16 protein-coding genes, 1 other RNA gene and 1 pseudogene are annotated in these 18,257 nt (G+C 30.1%); 11 read left to right on the forward strand and 7 right to left on the reverse strand.

Annotation, left to right across the window (positions count from 1 at the left end; genetic code table 11):
- Positions 1-7: 7 nt before the first annotated feature.
- A complete protein-coding gene (locus FBE96_RS00190; RefSeq protein ID WP_168952582.1) occupies positions 8-1,705 on the forward strand; it encodes a hypothetical protein in 1,698 nt (565 codons plus the stop codon).
- A gap of 29 nt (positions 1,706-1,734) precedes the next feature.
- On the opposite strand, the gene FBE96_RS00195 is transcribed toward FBE96_RS00190, so the two are convergent.
- Both FBE96_RS00195 and FBE96_RS00200 read right to left on the reverse strand, forming a co-directional pair.
- Complete coding sequence (locus tag FBE96_RS00195) at positions 1,735-2,436, reverse strand: SIMPL domain-containing protein (protein WP_002857680.1); 702 nt, start codon at positions 2,434-2,436, stop codon at positions 1,735-1,737.
- A complete protein-coding gene (locus FBE96_RS00200; protein WP_002857707.1) occupies positions 2,433-3,635 on the reverse strand; it encodes a multidrug effflux MFS transporter in 1,203 nt (400 codons plus the stop codon). Before FBE96_RS00200 ends, FBE96_RS00195 begins: the two co-directional genes overlap by 4 nt.
- A gap of 102 nt (positions 3,636-3,737) precedes the next feature.
- Between FBE96_RS00200 and FBE96_RS00205 the strand changes: the two genes are divergently transcribed.
- Complete coding sequence (locus FBE96_RS00205; protein WP_002867883.1) at positions 3,738-5,087, forward strand: DUF2130 domain-containing protein; 1,350 nt, start codon at positions 3,738-3,740, stop codon at positions 5,085-5,087.
- A gap of 23 nt (positions 5,088-5,110) precedes the next feature.
- On the opposite strand, the gene FBE96_RS00210 is transcribed toward FBE96_RS00205, so the two are convergent.
- From FBE96_RS00210 to typA, 3 genes are all read right to left on the reverse strand, one after another.
- Complete coding sequence (locus tag FBE96_RS00210) at positions 5,111-6,154, reverse strand: c-type cytochrome (RefSeq protein WP_002860564.1); 1,044 nt, start codon at positions 6,152-6,154, stop codon at positions 5,111-5,113.
- Positions 6,155-6,331: 177 nt separating this feature from the next.
- On the reverse strand, positions 6,332-6,979 hold the full coding sequence (locus FBE96_RS00215) for a hypothetical protein (RefSeq protein WP_002866317.1): 648 nt from the start codon (positions 6,977-6,979) through the stop codon (positions 6,332-6,334).
- Complete coding sequence (typA, locus tag FBE96_RS00220; protein WP_002859745.1) at positions 6,979-8,787, reverse strand: translational GTPase TypA; 1,809 nt, start codon at positions 8,785-8,787, stop codon at positions 6,979-6,981. Before typA ends, FBE96_RS00215 begins: the two co-directional genes overlap by 1 nt.
- A gap of 134 nt (positions 8,788-8,921) precedes the next feature.
- Here typA and FBE96_RS00225 point away from each other — a divergent pair, with 134 nt between their 5' ends.
- Genes FBE96_RS00225 through FBE96_RS00240 form a run of 4 tightly spaced genes read left to right on the forward strand, consistent with a single transcriptional unit; the run spans position 8,922 to position 13,633 of the window.
- Entirely contained in the window at positions 8,922-9,245 is a 324-nt protein-coding gene (locus FBE96_RS00225) for a hypothetical protein (protein WP_002782892.1), read from the forward strand.
- 15 nt (positions 9,246-9,260) lie between these two features.
- Complete coding sequence (locus FBE96_RS00230; RefSeq protein WP_075912916.1) at positions 9,261-11,054, forward strand: flagellar hook-length control protein FliK; 1,794 nt, start codon at positions 9,261-9,263, stop codon at positions 11,052-11,054.
- 53 nt (positions 11,055-11,107) lie between these two features.
- Positions 11,108-11,992, forward strand: a complete 885-nt coding sequence (locus FBE96_RS00235; protein ID WP_002805290.1) for a flagellar basal body rod modification protein — start codon at positions 11,108-11,110, stop codon at positions 11,990-11,992.
- 3 nt (positions 11,993-11,995) lie between these two features.
- Positions 11,996-13,633: a flagellar hook protein FlgE gene (locus tag FBE96_RS00240; RefSeq protein ID WP_002866624.1), complete on the forward strand. Its 1,638-nt coding sequence runs from the start codon at positions 11,996-11,998 to the stop codon at positions 13,631-13,633.
- Positions 13,634-13,636: 3 nt separating this feature from the next.
- Here the strand turns inward: FBE96_RS00240 and FBE96_RS00245 are convergent, their stop codons facing one another.
- Positions 13,637-15,508 (reverse strand): flagellar assembly protein A, encoded by a 1,872-nt coding sequence (locus tag FBE96_RS00245; protein WP_002788188.1) that lies wholly within the window; start codon positions 15,506-15,508, stop codon positions 13,637-13,639.
- Positions 15,509-16,228 carry a bacteriohemerythrin gene (locus FBE96_RS00250; protein WP_002885487.1) on the reverse strand — a complete coding sequence of 240 codons (720 nt, stop codon included), beginning with the start codon at positions 16,226-16,228 and terminating at the stop codon, positions 15,509-15,511.
- Between the two features lie 182 nt (positions 16,229-16,410).
- Between FBE96_RS00250 and ffs the strand changes: the two genes are divergently transcribed.
- The 5 genes and pseudogenes from ffs to FBE96_RS08680 all read left to right on the forward strand — a co-directional run bounded on the left by ffs (position 16,411) and on the right by FBE96_RS08680 (position 18,254).
- Positions 16,411-16,508, forward strand: an RNA gene (ffs, locus tag FBE96_RS00255) — signal recognition particle sRNA small type.
- Positions 16,509-16,735: 227 nt separating this feature from the next.
- Positions 16,736-16,885 carry a hypothetical protein gene (locus FBE96_RS00260; RefSeq protein ID WP_002857729.1) on the forward strand — a complete coding sequence of 50 codons (150 nt, stop codon included), beginning with the start codon at positions 16,736-16,738 and terminating at the stop codon, positions 16,883-16,885.
- 222 nt (positions 16,886-17,107) lie between these two features.
- The gene (locus FBE96_RS08670) at positions 17,108-17,443 is read left to right on the forward strand and encodes an anion permease (RefSeq protein ID WP_002874626.1); all 336 of its coding nucleotides are present in this window, start codon (positions 17,108-17,110) and stop codon (positions 17,441-17,443) included.
- A 53-nt stretch (positions 17,444-17,496) separates the two neighbouring features.
- A complete protein-coding gene (locus FBE96_RS08675) occupies positions 17,497-17,700 on the forward strand; it encodes an anion permease (protein WP_002885679.1) in 204 nt (67 codons plus the stop codon).
- Positions 17,701-17,720: 20 nt separating this feature from the next.
- Positions 17,721-18,254: pseudogene (locus tag FBE96_RS08680) on the forward strand (anion permease).
- Positions 18,255-18,257 lie beyond the last annotated feature (3 nt).

Below are 18,257 nucleotides of genomic sequence, written 5' to 3' on the forward strand. Positions count from 1 at the left end.
GGTTAAAATGAAAGAATTTGATGAAAAATTAGCACAATATGGAATTTTTACTATAAATGGTGTGGAAAATATAGATTTAATTAAAAAAGAAATTGTTTTAGAAAATATCAGTATAGAAAGAATAGATTTTAATATTTTACAAGAAAAAGGCATTAAAAGATTAATTATAAAAAATAGTGAAATTTTAGAAATTTATTTTTCTAAGACAAATAATTTTTTTATATATTTTTTAAATTGCGATTTCAAATGTAAATTAATTGCTAAAAAATGTATTTTTCAAGATCAAGTCAAATTTATAAAATGTATTTTTGAAAAATGTGTCGATTTTAATGCTTCAAAATTTAAATCAAAAGTCAGTTTTACAATTTCAATTTTTAAAGAAAATGCTAGATTTATAAAAACTGAATTTTTAGCAAAATGTAATAATCATAAAATTATTGAAAATAATTTTAAAGAAGTAAAATTTTGTAATAATGTTACTTTTAGAAGAGCAAAATTTGAATCAAAAGTTAGCTTTACAATTTCAATTTTTAAAGAAAATGCTAGATTTATAAAAACTGAATTTTTAGCAAAATGTAATAATCATAAAATTATTGAAAATAATTTTAGTGAAACTATTTTTTATAATAAAACTAATTTTTATAAAGCAAAAATTGTTTCAAAAATAGATTTTAAGATTTCTCGTTTTAAAGGTGAGATTAGATTTGCTGAAACTAAGTTTTTATCAAAATTAGATAATGAAATTGCAAATAATTTTAGAGAAGTTGTATTTGAAGATAAGGTTTATTTTAATAAAACAAAAATTAATACTCAAATAAATTTTAAAATGGCAAAATTTAAAAATAATGTTGAATTCGTAAATTTACACAACAATGTTAGTTTTAATAATGTTAATTTTAAAGGCATTGTAAATTTTGAAAATTTAAATATTAATACTTTAAATTTTAAAAATGTTATATTTAACAATATAGTTAGTTTTGATAATATTAGTTTTGATAATAATTGTAAGCCAAATTTTGAAAACTGTACTTTTTCTGATCAATTTAATATAGAACATAAATATATAGAATATAAATTTGATGAGATTGAAAAAACACAAGAATATGATAAATTATTAAATTATAGAGATTTATTTAGAAAATTAAAAAGCAATCGTATAGCTCATCATAATCTAATTGACGCTTCAGAATTAAGAGCTCAAGAGCTTTATGCCAGAGAATTAGAATTAAAACATAAAGAAAACAAAAGTTTAAAAGAAAAAATAGAACGATGGCAACTTGTCTTTTATCGCAAGCTTTGTGATCATCATACAGATTTGCTTTTAAATTTAAAATGGTTGGTTGTAGTGATAGGCTTGTTCGCTTTACTGTATTTTGCTTCACGAATGATTCAGGATATTAGCTTGTTAAAAGCTTTAAATCAATACGGAGTATGTTTAAGTATAGTTGGTGTTTTTAATTTGCTTTGTTTGTATTGGTTTGGATGTATAAAAAAATTTGATTTTTTTGTGTATCTTAATTTGATTGTAGTTTTATGGGTGATATGTTATATGCCGAAAATAATTTTTGGAATAGTAAATATTATAGGTGATAAGAGTTATAATGGCTTTGAAAATGCTTTGATTACGATTTATACCATACTTTTAGCTTTAGTCCTTTTCTCGCTCCAAAAAACCGCACGAAAAAATTCCATAGTCCCAAGCTAGGCCTTAAAGCTTAGCTTGAAATTTCATCATCAGTCTTTTAAGTAGTATTCTATAGTAGAAACCACTCTTATGGTTTTGATGTAAGGGGTGTTTTTGTCCCTGTTGCTGATGCTAAATTGTCCTTGAGAAGCCTTTTTTATCTTGCCTAGATGGCTGTTTGAATCTTGTGCGAATTTTATCGCTGCATTTCTAGCATTGAGCGTTGCTTCTTCTATCATTTGTGGTTTTATCTCATTTAGCTTCGTGTAAAGGTATTCTATATCATAATCATCGATTTTTGTTACTATACCAAATTTTGCAAGACTTGAAATTTTTTCTAGTATGCTTTTTCCAAGCTTTACATTTTGAGTATAGATGAGTAAATTCGCAGTGCCTATGTATCGGTATGCAGCTTGAGTGTCGTTACTATAAGGATCGCTTAAACGATCTATGATATTTGGCGAGTTGTAGTTGATCTCATCCTCTTTTACGCCTTGTTCTTTTAAAAATTTGATGATATTTTCTTTATCTTGCTCTAGTTCTTCGTATAAATTTGTAAGATTGTTATTTGATCTTGTGAATTTTATAGGAAGTATCAAAGTATCCGCTTCGACTTCTTTTTGACTTAAACCCTTTACGCTTACACTTCTTTCAAGTGTTTTAAAATCACTTAAAGCCTTGTTAAATCCAAAAGCTAGAATCAAACTTGCCAAAACTATGGCTAAAGCCATAAAGATATTATTTGTTTTCATTTTTTCTCCTTTATTTTGATTAGAAAATATATCATATTTGCAACCAATACGCAAGCACACATTACAAAAGCAAGGATTATCGGTGTATTTGCGTTAATAGCTCCAACCACAAAAGAAATAAGCCCTGCAAAACCAAATTGCACCGTTCCAAGCACCGCAGAAGCAGTTCCGCTATGTTCTTTAAACCTTGCCATAGCCAAAGTCGTGGTATTGGGTGCGATGAAACCAAGCATAGCGATACTTGTAAAAATACTAAGCTCAAAAAGCAAGAAATTTGGGTGAAAAAAAGCATTTACAAGTAAAATCACGGTCGATATAAACATTATCATCAAAGCTTTTGCTAAGATTTTTTCGCTTTCGTATTTTAAAACCAATCTTGCATTGATATTTGCACAGATGACAAAACCTAAAGCATTTGCCCCAAAAAGCAAGGCAAATTTTTGCTCACTTAAGCTAAAAAACTGCGTAAAAACAAAGCTTGATCCTGTGATATAAGCAAACATTGCCGCCAAAGCAAAAGAAGCACATAGTATATAAACCAAAAAGCGTTTATCGCTTAAAACAAATTTGTAGCTTTTCATCGCTTCATGATGGGAAAATTTTTTGTTTTTAAGATGAGGTGCGGACTCTTTTAAACCAAAAAGTATCATCAAAAAAAGTAAAATTCCTAAAGCAAACAAAGTCGCAAAAATACTATGCCATGAAAAATACTCTAGCAAAATTCCCCCAAAAGTTGGCGAAAGCATAGGAGCAAGAGAACTAAAAACCATCATCAAAGCAAAAATCCCTGCAGCTTCTTTGATCTCAAACAAGTCATTGACAATAGCCCTTGCGATAACCACACCTGCACAACCCCCAAGTGCTTCAAAAAATCTCAAAGCGATAAAAGCATAAATATCATCGATAATCACACAAAACAAACTCGAAACGATGAAGAAAAATATCCCCACCAAAGCTGGAATTTTACGCCCAAAAATATCACTTAAAGGCCCATATATAAGCTGTCCTAAAGCAAAAGCGATAAAAAAACTTGCGATACTAAGTTGGGTTAAAAAAGAATTAGTTTGAAAACTTTGCTCCACATGAGAAAGTGCAGGCAAATACATATCTGTAGAAAGTGGTGCTATGCTTGACATCAAAGCAAGGATAACGATGAGTTTAAATTTAGCAAAGCCGTGAATTTTGGTGTGTTTTTGCATTTGTAATCCTAATTATTCTAAAAGAATGATTTTAACAAGTCAATCTTAGAATAATCTTTGTTTTTCTATGTTAAATTTAGGGAAAAATTCTAAGGAAATTTTATGCAAAATTTAAACCAAAATGAACAAATCAAATGCCCAAGTTGTGGAAGTTTTATCGATATCAGCACTGCTTTATATGCTCAAATTTTAGATAAAGCTAAGCAAGAAATGCTAAAACAAAAAAAAGAATTTGATGATGAGGTAAATGCTAAAAGAGCTGAATATACCAAAGCTTTAAATGATTTAAAAACTCAAAAGATAGAACAAGAAAAACTCATAAGCGAGCAAGTAAGCCAAAAGCTTCTTTTAGAAAAGCAAAAATTTGAACAAGAACTTCTTATACAAAAGCAAAATTTCCAAAAAGAATTCAGCGAGAAATTTAACAAAGAGCATGAAAATGAAATGAAAATCATGCAAGAAGAACTCGAGAAAAAAAGCAAAGAACTTAGCGAGTTTTTAAGCATAAAGGCTGAAAATGAAAGGCTAAAAAGAGAGCAAAAAGAAAATGAAGAAAGATTGAAATTTCAAGCCAAAGAAGAGGCTTTTAAAGAATTTAAAGAACAAGAAAGCAAAAATTTGGAATTTGAAAGAGAAAAAATGCGTCTTGAATTTCAAAAAAGTACTCAAGAGCAAGATCTTAAATACAAAGAACTAGAAACGAATTTTAAAAGTGTAGCTCAAAAGCTAGAAGACGCACAACGCAGGATAGAACAAGGCTCACAGCAACTCCAAGGCGAAGCAGCCGAACTACTCATAGAAGAATACATACAAAGTGAGTATTTAAGCGATGAAGTAAAAGAAGTGCCAAAAGGCGTAAATGGAGCTGATTGTCTGCATATAGTAAAGGATAATTTTGGAAATATTTGTGGAAGTATTTTGTATGAGAGCAAACGCACTAAAGAATTTAATAAAGAATGGCTTGATAAGCTTAAGCTAGACAGCATAGCCGCAAAAAGTGATATAGCGGTTTTGATCACAAAAACTATGCCAAAAGATAAAGAAAAAACGCATTTTAAAGAAGGAATTTTGATTTGTACTTTTAATGAATTCAAAGGTGTTTTAGCAGTGCTTAGAGAAAGCATTATAAACGCTTATAAACTCAAAAATGCTTTACAAAACAAAGATGAAAAAAATTACATTTTATACGAATACTTAAATTCCAAGGAATTTAATACGCAAATCACTTTTATACTTAAAACTTATCAAAATATGAAAGAAGAATTAGAAGCTGAAAAAAGAGCTTTGCAAAATATATGGAAAAAAAGAGAAAGAGCTATAGAAAATCTAAGTTTTAATTCCACTGCCATAGTGAGTTCTTTAAATGCGATATTTAGCGACTTACAAGGTGGAAATTTGATAGGCGAAGAAGGGATTAAAAGTCTTGAAAATTTAGCCAAAGATGAGGATTAATTTTGGGCTAAGCCCAAAATTAATCATTCTCCTGGGAAGTGATTTGGATTTTTCCAAGGTCCGTATTTTACTTTTATGTATTCTTTAGGGTCTAAATTTTGTTGTGGTGAAGCAAAATACTCAGGTTTTAATGATGGGGATTTGCTATAAGCTGTATCAAGTCCTGCACGATTTTCTGTAGTGGTTATAGGCATTCTTACAAAACCTGTATTGACATAAGCTGCTATATCCAGTGCATCTTCATCGCTTAATATAGGATTATCTGCACTCGCACCAAAAGGCATGGCTGATTTTAAAAATCTTGCTAAAAATGGTATCATAGCCATGTGTCCACCATCAGGATAGATAAGTAAAGATGGATATAAATGTCCGCTACCTTGTTCGTAATTATCATTTTTTACCCCAAGTCCTCTTTCGCCATGGCAAGCAACGCAATTTTCTTCAAAGAGTTTTTTTCCACGCACAGGGTCAGCTGGGCGATTTGGAAAATTCATCTTAGCGAAAAAATCTCCTTCAAGCTTTACGCCGTCTTTGATGCCATAAGCTTCTTTTAGCCATTTAAAATAAGCTAAAATTGCTTTCATTTCTTTAGAATCATTAGGAAATCTATGAGAGTCAGTTCCGCCCATTCCGCGAATTCTATCTTCAACAGAGATGATTTTCATCGTTTCTATGTCAAGTCTTGGATAATTGTTTAGGATATTTAAAAATGGAATAACATATTTTTTTGTCCCTGGCAAACCATTGCCGTCATTGTCCATGTGACAGGAAATACAATTTACTTCGTTGCTTGTCTTTTTTAGCTTGCTATAGGGTCCTAGAGTACTTTCTGTCTTGCTTAAAAGCTCTATGCCATAACGAATTAAATCCCCTTGCTTGCCTTTTGGAACATCATTGATGCTTAAATTTTTATTTGGCCATTCTTGCACAGGTCTTTTGGAAAGCTCCTTAAAATACTCTACTCCTTCCTTGTCGCTTAATTCTTCTCCTACTTTGTAATCACTCACGCTTTTAGCACTAAGACTCAAACTAAGACATAAGCCAAGCAATAAAATGTGTTTTTTCATGATTTTCCTCCTTTTTATTTGCAGTTCAAATTGATTTTAATGTATTTTTTCTTAAATATTAAGCATAATAAGAATAATTTAAATAAAATTAAATTTTAAAGTGTTACTAAAAGTAATATATATTTAAAGTATATAATTAATATTTATTAAAATTTTATGATATTAACTTTATATTAATTATTTAAATAATTTATTTTTTATAGAATTTAGATTTTCTTCTAAATCTTTGAAATTGCTTTCTAAATCTTTTTTTATATCTATAAAGAAAGGATTGCTTAAAGTAGCAATAAGATAATGATTTTCTTTAGAAAAAACATGATTTAAAGTGAAATTTTTATCTTGAAGTTTGATATAAATTTGCTCTTCATTTTCAAAGCTAGGATTTTTGTTTGCACTTAAAATTTCGAGCAAAATTCCGCAAAAAAAGCGTTTATTTTCGTCCAAAAACTGAATATCATAAATTTTAAAATCCTTAAATTCAAAGCAGTTTTGACTTTTAAATTCTTTCAAATCCTTTGTAAGTCCTAATTTTAAAAAGTCTTTTTGGCTTAAACTTTGCTTTTTAAATTTTGCCCCAAAACGACGTAAAAATAAATTTAAAGCATTAATTTGTAATTCTTTTTGTGCGAGTTTTAGTTTTTTGGCTGTAAAACGAAAGAAAAAAACACCTACAAAAACAGCTAAAATTACTGCGATTAAGGCATCTCTTATAAAAACAAAGGCTAAAAAACCTACAAGTAAGGCTTCGATAATGCTTAGGAATTTTAAGATTCCTAAGCGTTTAAGTATATAAAGTCTATTATTTTCTAAGCTTTTTAAATCCATTAAGATTTTGCTTTTTCCATTCTTTTTCTTTGAGTTGGGTCAAGATAGCGTTTGCGAACACGCACATTTACAGGTGTAACTTCTACAAGTTCATCTTCTTCTATCCACTCTAAAGCTCTTTCAAGACTTAATTTTCTAGGTGGCACAAGTTTGATTGCATCATCGCTTCCACTTGCTCTTACATTGGTAAGATTCTTTCCTTTGATAGGATTAACATCTAAATCATTTGGACGAGAGTGCTCACCTATAATCATACCGGTATAAACTTTAGTTTGAGGCTCTATGAAAAGTACTCCACGCTCTTGAAGGTTAAACAAAGAATACCCTAAAGCCACGCCATTTTCCATAGAAATTAACGCTCCATTATTACGCTTTTCAACCGCACCGCTAAAAGGACGGAATTCTAAAAAGCTATGATTCATCACGCCTTCGCCTTTGGTATCAGTTAAAAACTGACTTCTAAAACCTATAAGTCCGCGTGCTGGAATTTCAAACTCAAGTCTTGTTTGTCCATCGCCTGTTGGCGCCATGGTTTTCATTTCAGCTTTTCTTTTGCCAAGTTTTTCTATTACCGCACCGCTAAATTCTTCAGGCACATCGATAACTAAATGTTCAAAAGGTTCTGTTTTAACTCCATCTTCAACTTTTACGATAACTTCAGGTCTTCCCATGCAAAACTCAAAACCTTCACGACGCATATTTTCAGCTAAAATAGTGATTTGAAGTTCGCCCCTACCGCTTACTTTAAATTTACCTTCGCCTGTGCTTTCGTATTTCATAGCAATATTAGTTTTCATTTCAGCTTCTAAACGTTCAGCGATTTTATTTGAAGTTACATGTTTTCCTTCAGTTCCTGCTAATGGTCCATCATTTACAGAAAATACTATGCTTAAAGTCGGCTCTTCAATGTGTAAAGGATCAAGTGGCATAGGATTGTTTGGATCTACAACGCTATCACCCACATCTAAAGCTTCAAAACCTGCTATAGCTACGATATCTCCACTTCCTGCTTCTTCGATGTCCATTTTTTCTAAGCCCATAAAGCCAATGAGTTTTGAAATTCTACCATTTACCTTGGTACCATCAGCTTTTGCAAGCATTACGCTTTGGTTTTTCTTCACAACCCCATTGAAAATTCTAGCAATGCCTATTTTACCTACGAAATTATCATACCCCAAAGTGAAAACTTGAAGCTGCAAAGGATTTTCATCACTACCACTTGGAGCTGGAACGCGTTCAAGTATGGTTTTAAAAAGTGGCTCCATATTATCACTTTCATCGTTTAGATCAAGCTTAGCATAACCATTTTTTGCTGCAGCATAAACTATAGCAAAGTCAAGTTGCTCATCGTTTGCATCTAGGGCTACAAAAAGATCAAAAATTTCATTGATCACTCTTTCAGGATCAGCAGCTGGTTTGTCTATTTTGTTGATTACAACTATAGGTTTAAGCCCTAAAGATAAAGCTTTTTTAACCACGAATTTAGTTTGTGGCATAACGCCTTCTTGAGCATCTACTAAAAGCAAAACTCCATCAATCATTTTTAAAACACGTTCTACTTCTCCGCCAAAATCAGCATGCCCTGGAGTATCTATGATGTTGATTTTTGTACCTTTGTAATTGATCGCTGTGTTTTTTGAAAGTATGGTAATACCGCGTTCTTTTTCTATATCGTTGCTATCCATAACGCGTTCTGAAATTTGTTCTCTTTCGCTAAAGGTGCCTGATTGTTTTAACAATTCATCTACCATAGTGGTTTTACCATGGTCAACGTGAGCTATAACTGCTATATTTCTAATGTTTTCCAAATTTTCTTCTCCAAAGCTAAATTTTTAAAAGCTTAAATTATACAAAAATTTAACTTAAACTACAAAGTATCAAAACTTGGAACACTTCTTGCTTTAAAAACTTATGAAATTAAAATTTTAAAAAGGAAGTTAAAATGTCAAAACCATTAAATGAAGAGATTTTTGTTGAATTTAAAAGTGATTTAGCTGAAAGAAAAAATGAAGTTTTGCTTCAAGTTTTAGAGCTTTTAGAAACTTTTAGATCAGATGAAAACGAAAAAATGGCAAGAATTTCAAGTGAGCTTACAGAAATTTTAGAAAATGAAGAAAATTTAGAGAAAATTTTAAATGCTAAAAATTTAGAAGAGCTTTTAAATATCTTAACTGCTTTAAATGAAGATAAGATGATTAAAGTATATGAAGATTCTTATTTGAAAGAAAAATTTCCTAATGTAATGGTAGATAAATTTTTAAAATAATTTTTTGAAGGAAAAGTGATGTCAAATTTAGCTCCGCAAAATGATGTTTTAAATCTTACGCCGAGTAAAACTTCTACTACTAGCAGTTCTTTTAGTAAAACTAGTAAAAATAAAGAACATGAAAGTAGTGATAGTAAAAATTCAACTCAAGATGATACGGAAAGTTTTTTAAATTCTTTGCTTAATTCTATCAATGAAACCAATGAATTTTTACCTGATCATATGAAGATCAGTCAAAAAGAAGTTGTTAATGAAGCGATGAGCAGACTTCAAAAAGGAGCTTTTGATGAGAGCGATAAGATAAGCATTTTCGAATCTGCTTCTTTTATGCAAATTCTTTCTTTGTTAGATAAGCTAAAAACAGATACAGCAGATGTTAAACTAGCAAATCTTTCTACTCAACTTTCAAGTCTTATTAAAACAGAGGCTAATTTTAATGCTTTAAAAGGTGCATCAAATCTTAGTGAGCTTTTGGACATAGCTAAAGATCTGGGCTTAAATGTAAAAAATATTAAAGTAGATCGTCTTCTTGATCTTAAAGCAACTTTTCCAAATTTAGATAAGGCTGATTTTTTTAAGGGTGCTGTGGATAATGTTTTTAAAGAAATCATCAATAATAAAATTTCCAATGTGAGTAAAAATTTAAATCACAATTTAGAAAATACAACTCATACTACAAGCACTCATTCTATGCAAAAAACAAATTCTAAAGATAGCGGTTCTTTGCTTTCTCAAACTTTAAAAAATTTAGATTCCATACTTTCATCCAAAGAAAGCAAACACGAAAAAAACGATAAAGTTAAATCAAAAATAGAAGAAGATACCACAGATGCTAAAAATACTTTAAAAAATATCAAAAATGATGAGTTTGCAAAAAATTTAACAGAAGAGTTAAATATAAAAGATAAAAAAAACCAAGATAATTTAAATAAAGAAAGCAAAGACTTAAACAAAGATTTTAATAAAGAGTTAAATAAAAATCAAGAAAAAAACAATTTAAATCAAGAAAATATACAAGATCAAAATAAAAATTTAAAGAACAATGATCAAAATTTAAATCTTGATAAAAATTTAAATAAAGAAATTGTTAAAGATACTCAGAAATTAGTTTCAAATTTAACACAAAAAGATTTTAATCTAAATAAAGAGCCTAAAAACAACAACAAAGAAAATAAAGATATAAAACAAAATTTCTTTGATCAAAAATTAAATTTTGAAAATTTAAATAAAACTCAAGTAGTTCAAAACAAAGAGAATAATGCAAATTTTAATAATAATACTACTAATAAAGAAACTTTTACTCAAGAGCAAACAAAAACGCACAGTGAAAATGTAGATAAAAATAGCTTAGATGAGTTAAATTCTTTAGTCAAAGATTTAAATAAAGTAACACAAAACAATGCTCGCAATATCACTCCTAAAGAAACTTTGCAGTATTTTTCACAAGATTTAAAAGAGGCTGTGGATCAATACAAAGCGCCTATTACTAAACTTAGTATCACTCTAAATCCTAATAATCTTGGAGAAGTGGAGGTAACTTTGATACAAAGAGGTAATAACCTTCATATCAATTTCAACTCCAATGCCAATGCAATGAATTTGTTTATCCAAAATCAAGCCGAGTTTAAAAATTCTCTTGTAAATATGGGATTTACTGGACTTGAAATGAATTTTAGTGATCAAGGTAAAAGAGAGCAAAATCAAAATCAAGGAAAAAATCGTAGTGGATATGGTTTTAAAGATGCTTTAGATGGAAAAAATGAAAGTGAAAAAGTCAATCTAGAGCTTGTTTTAGCGAAGTATTTTTAAATTGGAACACTTATTGCTTAAATAATAAAAAACTAAATAAAAAGGAGTTTATAATGATATCATCATCGGATTGGAATTTAAATACCACTGCTACAACTTCAGGTACTACTTCTTCAGGAAGTACTAGTGGAACAACTAGAACAGATTCAAGCAGTAGCTCAGGAATAGTGAGCAATCCAAATGCTACCTTAGATAAGGATGCGTTTTTAAAACTTCTTTTGATAGAGCTTCAACATCAAGATCCAACAGATCCTATGGATAGCGATAAAATGCTTACTCAAACTTCACAGCTTAGTGCACTTGAAATGCAGCAAAATACCAATACAACTATGCAAAAAATGGTTGAAACTATGCAAAAGCTTTCTGATTCTTTTAGTACAAGTATGAGTACTTCAGCTTTAGGGGCTATTGGTAAAATGGCAACTGTTTCAGATAATAAAATCAAACTTACAGGTGCAGATGAGCTTATCGCTCTTAAAATGTATTTGCCTGAAGATTCTGATGAAAACGGTGTTACGCTAGAAATTTATGATAGCAATAATAAACTTGTTTTCAGTGAAAAAAGCGATGCTAAATCTATTTCTCAAGGTTTATTTACTATGGAGTGGCCAGGAAGAAATAACGATGGGGTTTATGCAGGTGATGGTGAGTACACTGTTAAAATGGTTTATAATAATAAAAATGGTGAAAAAATCACTGCAAATTACGGAACTTATCCTATCGAAGGTGTTGTTTTTAAAGATGGTGTTGCCTATGCAAAAATGGCTGGACAAGAAGTTCCTTTTGATGCAATACAAGAAATAACAGATTATAAGCTTGGTTCATCTTCATCTACTGGAGGAAGCGGTTCAAGTGGAGACTCAAGTGGTGGTTCAAGCGATGGAGATTCTTCTGGGTCTGGATCTACAGAAGATGGCGACAAAGAGGAAAAGGCATAAGCCATGATGAATTCATTTTATAATGGGATTTCTGGAGTAAAAAGCAATAGCTTTGGTATTGATATCACTGCTAATAACATAGCAAATGTCAATACCACGGGCTTTAAATACTCTGATGCTCAATTTAAAGATATTTTTTATACTACCATAACAACCCAATCAACCAACCCTGCTCAAGGTGGTTATGGTAGCGGTGCAGCATCTTCTCAAGTTGTTTTCGAACAGGGTTCTCCTGTTGCAAGTGATGGCGAATTTGATGTGGCTTTGCAAGGAAAAGGATTTTTTGGGGTTTTAGGGGCTGATGGCAATGCTTACTATACTAGAAATGGATCATTTAGAAGAGATGCCAATGGATATTTGGTAGATTCTTATGGAAATTTTGTTTTAGGAACAATGAATCCTGCTTTTACTGGTATTAACTATAGCGATAGAGTTGCTGGGCTTATGGGGGATTATCTTAACACAGGAACTCCGGTAAATAATGGTTTTACTGTAAATTCAAATAATTCTTTCAGTATAGGCACAACCGCTTCTCAAGGGGCTATTAAAGTACCTGTGAATATGTATTTACCTCCTCAAGTAACTCAAAATGTAAAATGGAGTGGAAGTTTAAATACTAACACAACAACAGAAGTAGTTAAAGTAGATCTTGATCCTAGTAAATTTAACATTACAAAAACTGAAGATGGAAAATATGTAGTTAGTGGTAGTGTTAGCAAAGAAGATGTGTTTAGTGCTAAAGCGGGTGATAGGATTATTTTAAATTTCACTGATGATAATGGCGTAAAAACAAGCTTTGAAGCGACTTTAGATGAAAATCTAAATTTTAAAAGTAACGAGCTTGATTTAAAAGGATTGGATGAAAATAGCATCAAGCTTGATACAGCTCAAATTTCAACAGAGCAACAAAAAGCCAATAAAGATATTTTAGAATCCCCTATTTATAATGCAGATGGAAGTAAAAGCACTTTAAGGGTTACACTTGAAAGAGTTTTACCGCAAGAAGGCGATAATATACAATATAAAGCTATTGCACAAATTTATGATTCTAATGGCAATGCCGTAGGCAATCCGACTGAAGGAAATATGGTTTTTGATAAAAATGGTGCTTTGCTTCAAAACAATATTACAAGCATTGCAAATCCAAATGGTGGAACAATTAATATTGATTTAGGTTCTCCTTATGATGCTAACAAGCCTGGTTCGGGTTATAGTGGGATTTATATTAAAGAAGGCGTCGAAAAAAATGTAGTTACACAACAAGATGGTGTAGCTGAAGGGTTTTTTGAACAATATAATATATCCGATGATGGAAGTATTGTTGCGCAATTTAGCAATGGTAAAAATGCCATAGTTGGAAAGCTTGCTTTATATAATTTTATCAATGAGCAAGGATTAGTTGCTATGGGAGATAATATTTTTGCAGCAACGGCAAATAGCGGTGATGCAAGTTTTATTATGAAAGATGGTCAAGTTGTTAATACAGCTAAATTTAAAGGCGGATTCTTAGAACAATCAAATGTTGATTTAAGCGCAGAGCTTTCAAACCTTATCGTAACTCAAAAAGCCTTTGATGCAAGCTCAAAAAGTATCACTACAAGTGATCAGATGATACAAAAAGCCATTAATATGAAAAGATAATTCTTAGGAATTATCTTTTTCTAATTTTTCAAAAATAATTTTAATTTCTTCTATGTCGCTTTCGCTATAATTATGACTTGATTTAATATAACTTACTTGCTGTCCTTTTTCAAGATATAAAACCTTTTCATAGTCTTTTAAATTTATATGATGTTTTAGTTCAAGGTTGGTGTTTGTGTTAGGATAAAATTTTAAAAAATTATCCTCTCCGATATTTTCGGCTTTTATGTATATTTTTACATTGTAAACCATTTCATTTAAGAAATTTAATTTCGCATCAATTTGATATTTTAATTTTATAAATTTTTTATACGAAATGCTAAGATGATTGTATTTTTTTATGATATCGTGATAAAGATTTGAAAATTTCATTTCTATGGCGCTAGGATTTTTAGTCTTTTGAAGTTTGATGATTTTGATTTGATTTTTGATTAGATAATCATAGTAATTTTGCATTTTGCTTATGGTGTCATCAAGCTTACTTTTTATTTTAAGGCTTAGATTTTTAAGATTTTCGCATTCTGTATCTGAGTTGTTTTCAATAGAAACTAGTGGTGAAACTACGATATTGTTTTTAAATTTTATATTGTTTGTTATGATTAGATTTTTTCTTGGATATAAAGTATTATCCGTTAGTAAATTGCAAATATAAATATTTTCTGCTTCTATTTTTCCACCCATGCAGTTTTCAACAAATACATTTTTAGCTATAATTGTCCCATTTTCTAAATTTTTTATATATACAGTGTCAGCTTGCAAAGTTCCTTTGTGTGTTGTAATAAAAATATCTTGTGCAAAAATTTCGCTTTTTGCATGAGTTAAGCCTTTGATACTGATATTTTTTCCATAAAGTTTTGTTGCTCCAACATTCCCATTTACTTTTATATTTGAAGCTTGAACATTTACAATACCTGATTTAATAGCATCATCACTTATATCAAAATTAGTGATTTCTAAGTTTATATTTTCATCGGTATTTGTTTTGATTGAACCGGTTGTTTTAAGCCCTATTTGTGATAATTTTAAATTATTTGCGATGCAATATCCTGTATGATCTTTGTTTAAAAATCCATAATTGGCGCTAAAATATTTAATTCTATCTTCTAATTCTTCTGTGTAAATGCTTTCATCTTTTATGATAAAAGGATTATCAAGAAAGGCTATTGGATTTAAATGAAGTATCTCTCCTCTTAAATTTCGTCCTTCTTTTCCAAGAATTCTATAAATGTATTCAAAAAGTAGCTCATTTTTTTCAATAGGTTTACAGTAGTTTCCTTCATCATAGTTAATATTTTCGTCAAAACATTCTTCGTTAACATCTCTATGATAAATAATTTCATCACTTTTATGTTCAATCTTATCTACACCTTTGGCAATTTCAAGCTCTATTTCTTTAATAGATGGACTTTTTTGTATTGATAAGATAAAATCATCAATCTTATCAAATAAATTTTTATCAAGTCTTAAGATTAAAAATTTTTGTTTGATCATTATTTTGTAGATATTTTGCAAAATATCAAATTTTAAATTAGGGTAATATTTAAAATTTTCTGTAAGGTTGATACTGGCTTTTAGATGGGTTAGGTTGGAGTTGGATCTAAGTTTGACTGTAAAAGGAAAACTTTGGGTTTTTGGGTAAATTTCTATAAGAAATTTTTGCACTATGGTATTGTAGTTTTTTACAAAAAAATCATCTGCATAAAATAAGTCAAAATCCTTTCTTTCATAAGTTTTTGTTTTTGCTGGTTTTACACTAGAACACAGAAGTTTAAAATCTATAACTCTAAAATCAAGAATTTGTTCTGTGTTTGCTTGTTCATGATTTAAACTTTCAAAAGGATTGAAAGTTTCTAAGGTTTTTACTTGAAAATTCATCTATCCCCCCCCCATATCATTTTTTTGAGTCGTGAAATGGTGATTTTGTAGTGCATCTTCAAAAATAGCATTGAATTTTTCGAAATTTTGATTCAAATCAAAATAATCCAAATGAACTAAAATTTGCCCACATTTTTCGCACTTTAAGGTATTTTCTTTGCTAACAAGCTCTTGATGTATAGTCTGTGGAACTGCATGGATACGCAAAGAACAATTGCAAATATAATCATGAGTTTTTTCAGCTCTTAGGTCTTGTTTGATTGATTTTAGTTTTATGTATTGTTCTAAGGTATAATGGATTTCTTGAAGGTGTAGGGTTTTTTTTGTAAAATTAGCTATCCATAAATCTTCATTAGCAAAATGATCTAAAATCCAATCTTTGGTTAATATGGAAAGTTCTTGAGACATTTTTACAATATCATTTGAGTGTTCTAAAAGCTCTTTAGTTTTTTCTACTAATATTTGATGAGATTTTTTATGTTCTTCAATCAAAGGAAAATCAATGCTTTCCATAAATTTTTCTTCATCTTTAAAATGAATTTTGATGTATTGAAATAGCTTTACAAGAATTTGTTTTAAATCATTTTTGTGTTGTGTATTATTATCTTGAATGTTTAGAGCTAAATCATTTGCAAGATTGGTAATTTCAAAAATTAGTTCGTGTTGTTTGTCTAATTGCATATTTTTAATGCTAAAATCTCTACTCCATTTAACTTTCATATTTTTTCCTTGCGATATAAATTATTTTTATATCGTATTTTTAGAGAATAAAATAATAGTTTTTATAAATAAATTTTAAAAAATGTATAAAATTTTAACCAATTTATTATTTATATATTATTTTTTTAGTTTTATAATTCTCAAGGCTTTTTAAGTATATTGTGATATAATTTTAGAGCCTTTTCTTAGACCTGTGCAATGCTATTTTTAAGCACCGCTTCAGGGTGGGAACACAGCAGAGCACTTGATTTTAGTGTGTGCCGCAGTTATCTGGGGAAGGGTTTTATTCATTTTAAAATTCCCTATTTATTTTTCAATCAGGCTAGCTTTTTTATAAATTAAAAATTTATTTAAAAATTATAATTTTAAGATTTATTAAAATATTAGTTAACTAGAATTTCATTACCAATATCAAAAGATAAACAATGGATAGAAAGAAAATTCCCTTGTTGGTGCTGCGTATTTTAATTGCAGCTGTGTTTTGGCCTATACCTACTCCTTGTAGGTTTGGAAGATAATTCTTGGCATTTTCTTGGGCTTTTTATTGCTGTGATTATGGCAGTGATTTTACAAGTAATGCCTTTGGGGCCTGTTTGTATGATAGCTATTGCCATAGTAGCTCTTAGTGGCATTACCACTACCCAATTGAAAATCTAAGTAAAATTTACACCAAAGCTACTTCGAAAACTTCTACGCAACAACTTATTGATGAGACTAAAATTTCCTTTAAATACTTCAGCACTTGATTTTTTATATCAAAAGAGCATAAGATGAAAAGGTAAATACTGCTATATCAAATTTAAAATCTAAAACGGGTATAAAAGACGCTTTAAGTGGTTTTTCAAATTCTCTTATTTAGCTTATAGTTATTCTATTATTGTGGCTCGTGGAGTTATTAAAACAGGACTTGGAGAGCATTTGGCTTATCATTTTATCAGTATTCTTGGTAAAAAAACCTTAGGTATTGCTTATTCTATAGCTTTTTGTGAAACTATTTTAGCTCCAGTTACTCCTTCAAATACTGCAAGAGCAGGGGCTATCATAAATCCTATAGTTCAAGTTATTGCAAGAAGTTTTAAATCCACTCCTGAAGATGGAACACAAAATAAAATAGGCACTTATCTTTCTTTGGTAAATTATCAAGAGCCAATCCTATTTCATCAGCTATGTTTATTACAGCTACAGCTCCAAATCCTTTGGTGGTTGATCTTATAGCACAAGCTACAAATTTAGAAGTGCATTTAACTTAGGGGTAATAGGCTTTAGGGATGTTTTTACCTGGTATAGCTGCTATGCTTTTGATGCCTTTGATGCTTTATTTTCTCTCTCCGCTAGAAATTAAATCCACGCCTAATGCTTCTACTTTTGCTAAAGATAAATTAAAAGAACTTGTAAAAATGAAAAATAGTGAAAAAATCATGCTCAGTGTTTTTATCTCGCTTTTACTTTTATGGGCTGGAGCTTTGGGCTAATTTCTCTTGATGCGACTAGTGTGGCTTTGCTTGGGTTGTCTTTGGTGTTGATTAGTGGAGTTTTAACTTTTGGGGAAGTTTTGGCTGAAAAAGCTGCTTGGAATACTTTAGTATGGTTTTCAGCTCTTGTAATGATGGCAACTTTACTTGGCAAACTTGGTGTTACACAGTTTTTAGCTGAAGCTTAAGGTGAATTTGCTTCTGCTATGGGACTTGGGGAAATTTCTATTATGATATTTTTAAGCCTTGCTTTTTTTATATACACACTATTTCTTTGCTTCTACTACAGCTCATATATCAGCAATGTTTTTTGTTTTTTATAGTGCAGCTTGCCAGGAGCACCACCACTTTTTTATGCTTTTATTATGATAGCTTCAGGTAATGTTATGATGGCATTAACTCACTATGCAATAGGAACAGCTCCTGTTATTTTTGGAACAGGCTGTGTAACTCTTAAAAAATGGTGGAGTATAGGTTTTGTGATTTCCATAGTTGATATAGTAGTGATGATAGCTGTTGGGCTTATTTGGTGGAAAATTTTAGGATTTTATTAATAA

The sequence above is a fragment of the Campylobacter sp. CFSAN093241 genome, from assembly GCF_012889595.1.
GTDB lineage: Bacteria > Campylobacterota > Campylobacteria > Campylobacterales > Campylobacteraceae > Campylobacter_D > Campylobacter_D jejuni.

Excerpts from the sequence above, each read along its gene's own strand:
- FBE96_RS00190 (WP_168952582.1), top strand. The coding sequence starts at position 8 with ATGAAAGAATTTGATGAAAAATTAGCACAATATGGAATTTTTACTATA.
- FBE96_RS00195 (WP_002857680.1), bottom strand. The coding sequence starts at position 2,436 with ATGAAAACAAATAATATCTTTATGGCTTTAGCCATAGTTTTGGCAAGT.
- FBE96_RS00200 (WP_002857707.1), bottom strand. The coding sequence starts at position 3,635 with ATGCAAAAACACACCAAAATTCACGGCTTTGCTAAATTTAAACTCATC.
- FBE96_RS00205 (WP_002867883.1), top strand. The coding sequence starts at position 3,738 with ATGCAAAATTTAAACCAAAATGAACAAATCAAATGCCCAAGTTGTGGA.
- FBE96_RS00210 (WP_002860564.1), bottom strand. The coding sequence starts at position 6,154 with ATGAAAAAACACATTTTATTGCTTGGCTTATGTCTTAGTTTGAGTCTT.
- FBE96_RS00215 (WP_002866317.1), bottom strand. The coding sequence starts at position 6,979 with ATGGATTTAAAAAGCTTAGAAAATAATAGACTTTATATACTTAAACGC.
- FBE96_RS00225 (WP_002782892.1), top strand. The coding sequence starts at position 8,922 with ATGTCAAAACCATTAAATGAAGAGATTTTTGTTGAATTTAAAAGTGAT.
- FBE96_RS00235 (WP_002805290.1), top strand. The coding sequence starts at position 11,108 with ATGATATCATCATCGGATTGGAATTTAAATACCACTGCTACAACTTCA.
- FBE96_RS00240 (WP_002866624.1), top strand. The coding sequence starts at position 11,996 with ATGATGAATTCATTTTATAATGGGATTTCTGGAGTAAAAAGCAATAGC.
- FBE96_RS00245 (WP_002788188.1), bottom strand. The coding sequence starts at position 15,508 with ATGAATTTTCAAGTAAAAACCTTAGAAACTTTCAATCCTTTTGAAAGT.
- FBE96_RS00250 (WP_002885487.1), bottom strand. The coding sequence starts at position 16,228 with ATGAAAGTTAAATGGAGTAGAGATTTTAGCATTAAAAATATGCAATTA.
- FBE96_RS08675 (WP_002885679.1), top strand. The coding sequence starts at position 17,497 with ATGTTTTTACCTGGTATAGCTGCTATGCTTTTGATGCCTTTGATGCTT.